Genomic DNA, 6077 nt, shown 5'->3' with positions numbered 1-6077 from the left:
GCAAATGGAACACCCTCGCGGATTCTACTCGATCAACCAAACAGATGCACTACCCTTTCCATCTACATCCATCTGATTTTCAGGTGCCTAAAATTTGTGCATGTTGACGGGTACCCATTCCGGCAATGGGGCCACTTTCGGGTTTTAGGTTAGGTTCCATCTGTGGAAAAAAAGGGGGGCACCACCTTGGCAGTTTTGTGTCACTACTCCCGCCAAAAGTAGCAACCTGGTAGCAATGAACAAAAAAGGCCACTTTGAAAGTGGCCTTAAGTCTTTGTTTTTACTGGTGGGCCGTGAAGGACTCGAACCTTCGACCCGCTGATTAAGAGTCAGCTGCTCTACCATCTGAGCTAACGGCCCTTCGGATCTCACCGAAGGATCGGGAGGGTGCCACAAATCCCCCTCAACGTCAAGGCGGGGAATCCATCGACGTTCCCGGTGGTCTAGTTTTTCCTGTTTTTTTGTTGTTCCGCCACCTCTTTTTTGACAGCGGCCATATCCAGTTCCAAAACTTTATTGACCAAATCGACCAAGGCGGGCTCGGGAACCATGCCGGGCTGTGAAAAAATAATGATCTTCTCTCGAAATATCATCAAAGTAGGAATAGACTGAATTCGAAAATGCGTCGCCAACTCCCGTTCAGTTTCTGTATTGCATTTGGCAAACACGACGTGAGGAAACTGCTCCGAAACCTTTTCAAAAATGGGACCAAAGGCCTTGCATGGCCCACACCAGGATGCCCAAAAGTCAATAAATACGGTATCATGGCCATCAACGATCGCATCAAAATTGTGTTGAGTCATTTCTATCGTTGCCACACCGACCTCCTCGGCTGATTTTGTTTTGGACCAACAACACCCCTACCCCTCCCGGACTATGGCATTCATCCAGGCAAAATTTCAACTTTTTTTGTCACTGCCCAGGCGCCCCTGGATAATCGCATTTAAAAGTGCGTGCTAAGGAGAGCTTTGCGCAGCGAGGCCACGTTTTTTTTGAGCAAAAATTCAGCAACAACATCGGAAGCGCTGCATTCTGGACTGGTCAGGCGGGAACGAACAACGCCCAGATCGTGACGCATGGCCATGTTGGCGCGGCAATCTTTGAGAAGAGTCAAAAGATCGGTTGTCAGAGTTTCGGGATTGGCCGCAGATTGGATACGCTCAGGAACGACAGCCCGTTCGGCGACCAGGTTGGCCAGGGAGATGTAGGGCACCTGGATGACCCTTCGCCCAATTTCGTAAGTGAAACGGTTGACGCGATAAATGACTACCATGGGGGTGCTCAGCAGAGCCGCCTCCAGTGTGACTGTTCCGGACGCCACCAGGGCAACATCAGTCGCGGCAAGCAGATCAAGCGTCATGCCTTGGTGAATACTGACGGCAAGGTTCGTATCACCAGGCCAATGTGTCTGGATATCTGTTCGGGAAAGTGTCTCGGCCATGGCCAGAGCAAATCGGCAACGGGGTTCTGATCGAACCACCTGTTGACAGGTCTGCAACATGATCGGCAACAGGCGGGCGATTTCGCTGTCGCGACTGCCAGGCAGCAGAGTCACCATCGGTTCATCTGGCGAGATGCCCAACTGTTGGCGCACCTCCTCCCGACTGCGATGTGTCTTGACCTGTCTGACCAGGGGGTGACCAACAAAAGTCACCGGTAATCCGGTGCCTGCGTAGTACCGGGGCTCAAAGGGGAACAGCACCAGCAGATGATCCACCAAACGTGCAACACGATGCACCCGGCCTGGGCGCCAGGCCCAAACCTGGGGTGATACATAGTGGATGACAGGAACGCCCAAGCGCTTGGCCTGCCCGGCCAGGACAAAATTAAAATCCGGCAGATCAATGGTCACGAGCAGGTCAGGTCTCTCCCGGCGCAACAGGCCGGTCAGATAACGAAAGACCTGAAACATGCGCGGCAAATGGCGAACAACCTCGAACAGGCCAATGACCGAGAGATCGTTGACGTCATAGGGTGTCTGCAATCCTTGCCGCCGCATGCGAGGACCGCCTACCCCCAAAGCGACCAGGTCTGGAAAGCGTACCTGCAAACCGGCCAAAAGGTCGGCACCCAATAAATCTCCGGAGGCTTCACCAGCCACCAGCAAAATTTTCACGCGACATCGCCTGCCGTAGTCTGGATCGCCTCCCGAATGTCCATGATCACCGCCAGGGCGCGACGTCCATCCTGGCCAGGCACCGGAGAAGCAAGACCGTCACGAACCGCAGCACAAAACGCCCTGATTTCCATCTCCAGGGTGTCATGATCCTGAATGGGCAGATGTTCCGGAGTGACGGAAGGGTTGCCACGGCCATCCAATTGTTCAGCAGGGGAGCGACGTCGGATCAGGTGGACATTTTTATGAATAAAATCAAGTGAAATATAGGCATCATCCTGAAGAATGTGCATAGAGCGAACCGCCTCCCGGGCCACGCGGGCGGCGGAAATGTTCGCCATGCACCCATTGGCAAATTGCAGACGGGCATGGGCCACATCGACATGGCGCGTGATGATGGATCTGCCGAAGGCAACAATGTCCGTCACCTCCGAGCGCACAAAATCAAGGATCAAATCGACATCATGAATCATGAGATCCAGGGTGACATCGACATCCAACGCCCTGTTTTTAAAAGGAGCAAAACGGTGAGCTTCGATGAAACGGCAGCGGTTCAGCAAACCACTTTGCCGCAGCGCCACGACCGCCGGGTGAAACCGTTTCAGATGCCCCACCTGAAGGAGGCATTTGTTTTGTGCAGCCAGGAGAATCAACTCATCCGCTTCGGCCAGGTTGGTGGTCATGGGTTTTTCGATGAGCAGATGCACGCCGGCTTGCAAACACACCTTGGCAATGGCGAAGTGAAGGGGCGTAGGTACCACCACGGAAATCAGATCGACCTGGTGGAGAATGTCCCGGAAATCCGCAACCAGGGGTACCTGCAACTCGGCGGCGACGCGACGCCCGGCATCCTCGTTGCGATCCACGACGGCAACCAGGTCAACCCCTGGCATTTGCCGGTATTTCTGGGCATGAAAACGACCCAGATAGCCCACGCCGATCACGGCGGCACGCAGATGATTTTTCGTCCAGACATGGGAATCGCCCCTCATGGTACCTCCCTCACGCCATCGTCTCGCCCAAGGATGCCGATCCATGGGATATGGTTGCCGTCGCTTCAAGGGATGTCAATCCATGGGATGTGGTTGCCATCGCTTCATCGGTTGTCGCCACAATCACCAATCGATGCCGATCGGCCAACCCCAGGGTGGTCTCCGGGTCAAGCAGGATCACGCCTCCAGCCTCCACGACCAAAACCGGCAAACGTGCCGCAACCAACGATCGCACGGTGCCAGGACCGACGGTTGGCAAATCCAGGCGGCGATCCTGAGCAGGTTTGGCCACCTTGACGAGAATGCCTCGACCACCCGAAAGATGGCCGGCGCGACAGATCATGGCATCGGTACCTTCCATGGCCTCGACAGCCACCACGGTCTTGTCCCGAACCACCACCCCTTGGCCGATATCGAGGCGACCCAGAGATTTGGCGGCGAGCCAACCAAAACGCATATCGATCCACTGCGCCGATGTTGGCGCCCGTTGAGTCAATTGGCCTGGCGGCGCCAGCAACTCCGGTAAATAATCAGCAACGCCCCGCACCCGAAAACCGTGCGACTCCACCAATCCGGCAACGGCCCGCAACAGGAGGTCATCATGCAGATGCCGCAACCCGGCCACCAACCGCAGGGCCACCGTGTCGGGCCGGATATGCCAAATCCTCGCCTTGGTAATGCCCCCTGCGAAGACCACTTCCGTAACCTTCTGCCTGGCCAAATAGTCCAGGATGCGGCGAAACTGACCCAGCCGAACCCAGAGCACATGGTCCGCCATGTCAGCCAGGGCAGGGTCTGTTTCGTGATGGTGAGCCACAACCACCAGCGCATGCTCACCTTTTTGGCGCACAGACCGGGCAAAAAACAACGGCAACTGCCCACTGCCGGCGATGAGACCGAGACGGGAGCCCAAAGGCAGGACAGGGTTCATGAGCTGTTTCCCGCTGGGGGGTGGCTCCCTGGCAAGACCAGAAGAGCATCCTGGTGGGGGTCGGGACAGAGCCCCGACAAAGGCTTTCATGTCCAGGCTTTTCTTGAAAGGGTACTGAATGGTTACCGCTCACCAACCTCAGCGACAGATACCCCTCTGGGTGGTCTGGAGAAACTCCAGGATATACTGGATTTCGGGCAGAGAGTGGTGTTGACGTTCCAACTCTTCGATGGCCTTTTCCAGACGCAGATTGGAGCGAAAAATAATCCGGTGCGCGTTGCGAATCGCCTTGATGGTCTCTTCGGAGAAACGATGCCGCCGCAGGCCAACGACATTGACACCGACGATCTTGGATCGGTTGCCAGCGGCGGAAGCGAAGGGGATGACATCCATGGAGACCGCCGAAGCTCCGCCAATGAATGCATTACGGCCTATCCGTGCATATTGGTGGATGGCCGTCAAACCTCCGATTACTGCATGATCCTGGATCTCCACATGTCCGGCGAGGGTGGCGCCATTGGCCATGATGACGTGGTCACCGACGCGGCAATCGTGGGCTACGTGGGAATAGGCCATGATCATGCAACCATCGCCGACCCGGGTGAGCCCACCCCCCTCCTCCGTACCTCGGTGGATGGAGACATATTCGCGAATGGAGCAGTTGCGTCCGATCTCCACGCAGGTCGCCTGACCGGCATAGTGAATATCCTGGGGGGGTTTGCCAACCGATGAGAAGCTGAAGATCCGGCTGTTTTCGCCGATCGTGGTCCGTCCTTCGATGACCGCATGAGCATCCACCTCGACGCCATCGCCCAGTTCAACAGTGGAGCCGATGACAGCATAAGGCCCGATGCGCACACGGCGACCCAGTTTGACGTTGGGCTCAACGACCGCTGTGGGATGAACAAAGGTCGAATCACTCACCTGGCTGACCTCGATCACGGGTCATGGCCATGACCTCCGCCTCAGCGGCCACGTCGCCATCTGTCAGAGCCTGACCACTGAATCGCCAGATATCGCCACGTCTTTTTAACAGGGTCATTTCGATCCGGAGTTGATCCCCAGGCAAGACCGGCTTGCGGAAGCGTGCGCGATCAATGGCCATGAAATAGACAAGGCGTCCCTTGATGGCCGCCGGATCGGTACGGCAGGCGAGCAAGGCGCCGGCCTGGGCAATCGCCTCCAGAATGAGAACACCTGGCATGACCGGATTGTCCGGGAAATGTCCCATGAAGTGGGGTTCATTGAACGTTACATTTTTGATGGCGACAATACGCTTACCGGGTTCCGCTTCAATAATCCGGTCAATCAGCAAGAACGGATAACGATGCGGCAAACTTTCAAGGATCTCTGCAAGGGGATTGGACTCCATTGATTTGATTCCCCGCTGGTTGAATTTCGTGGATGGAGGGAGAATTCCCGGCATCCTTTGGCTTCGGGAGCCGCATGGCGTCTCCCACGGTTCACGCCCATAACGGGATGGTACTGCCGTCGATCAGAACAACTCCATGGCACGGGTGTCAAGCCGTTCCAAGACCCGATCCGTAATATCGATCTTTGGGTTGGCATAGATGACCTGCCCTTTGCCAAAAATGGCCGTATACCCCTCTTCGGCGCCGATATCCTGAATGACGCTAAGCAGAACACGGGTGATTTTTTTGCTCCAGTTGGCATTCTCACGATCCAGGGATGCACGATGATCTTCTGCCAACCGCCCCAGCTCACGGCGTCTTTGCTGAATTTTCTCCTGCAACTCGGCCATGGATTCGGGGGCCAGAATGTTTTTCTTTTTCTCAAGGTCGCTGGCCATGGCTTTAATCTCACCCTCCATGGCGGTCAGCTCTTTTTGCTTGCTGGTGAAGCTGCGGTCAAGAAGCTCTCTGGCTTTTTTGGCAGCCTGGGATTGATTCATGGCCTTGTCCACGTCGGCAAAGGCAAACTTTTCCCCCGCCTGGGCGGTCGTACCCCAGGTGAGGCCACATACCAGGAAGGCGATAAGGGCAATCTGTTTTTTGACCATGTGCGGAAGTCCTGTCAT

The 6077-nt window shown here is 55.8% G+C and carries 7 protein-coding genes and 1 tRNA gene; all 8 read right to left on the bottom strand.

Annotated elements, in window-relative coordinates; all coding sequences use genetic code 11:
• Positions 1-284: 284 nt before the first annotated feature.
• The 8 genes from HQL63_09980 to HQL63_09945 all read right to left on the bottom strand — a co-directional run bounded on the left by HQL63_09980 (position 285) and on the right by HQL63_09945 (position 6077).
• A tRNA-Lys gene (locus HQL63_09980) sits at positions 285-360 on the bottom strand.
• 83 nt (positions 361-443) lie between these two features.
• On the bottom strand, positions 444-818 hold the full coding sequence (trxA, locus tag HQL63_09975; protein ID MBF0177157.1) for a thioredoxin: 375 nt from the start codon (positions 816-818) through the stop codon (positions 444-446).
• 125 nt (positions 819-943) lie between these two features.
• Positions 944-2116 (bottom strand): lipid-A-disaccharide synthase, encoded by a 1173-nt coding sequence (gene lpxB / locus HQL63_09970; protein ID MBF0177156.1) that lies wholly within the window; start codon positions 2114-2116, stop codon positions 944-946.
• Positions 2113-3108 carry a Gfo/Idh/MocA family oxidoreductase gene (locus tag HQL63_09965; GenBank protein MBF0177155.1) on the bottom strand — a complete coding sequence of 332 codons (996 nt, stop codon included), beginning with the start codon at positions 3106-3108 and terminating at the stop codon, positions 2113-2115. Before HQL63_09965 ends, lpxB begins: the two co-directional genes overlap by 4 nt.
• Before the next feature lie 10 nt (positions 3109-3118).
• Complete coding sequence (gene lpxI, locus HQL63_09960) at positions 3119-4039, bottom strand: UDP-2,3-diacylglucosamine diphosphatase LpxI (protein ID MBF0177154.1); 921 nt, start codon at positions 4037-4039, stop codon at positions 3119-3121.
• 138 nt (positions 4040-4177) lie between these two features.
• Positions 4178-4963: an acyl-ACP--UDP-N-acetylglucosamine O-acyltransferase gene (gene lpxA, locus HQL63_09955; protein MBF0177153.1), complete on the bottom strand. Its 786-nt coding sequence runs from the start codon at positions 4961-4963 to the stop codon at positions 4178-4180.
• Positions 4956-5411 carry a 3-hydroxyacyl-ACP dehydratase FabZ gene (fabZ, locus tag HQL63_09950; protein ID MBF0177152.1) on the bottom strand — a complete coding sequence of 152 codons (456 nt, stop codon included), beginning with the start codon at positions 5409-5411 and terminating at the stop codon, positions 4956-4958. Before fabZ ends, lpxA begins: the two co-directional genes overlap by 8 nt.
• A gap of 123 nt (positions 5412-5534) precedes the next feature.
• On the bottom strand, positions 5535-6077 hold the full coding sequence (locus tag HQL63_09945) for an OmpH family outer membrane protein (GenBank protein MBF0177151.1): 543 nt from the start codon (positions 6075-6077) through the stop codon (positions 5535-5537).

This window comes from Magnetococcales bacterium (genome assembly GCA_015231175.1).
Classification (GTDB): Bacteria; Pseudomonadota; Magnetococcia; order Magnetococcales; family DC0425bin3; genus HA3dbin3.
Note: the sequence above shows the minus strand (reverse complement) of the source record. Positions and strands in the feature narration are given on the sequence as shown.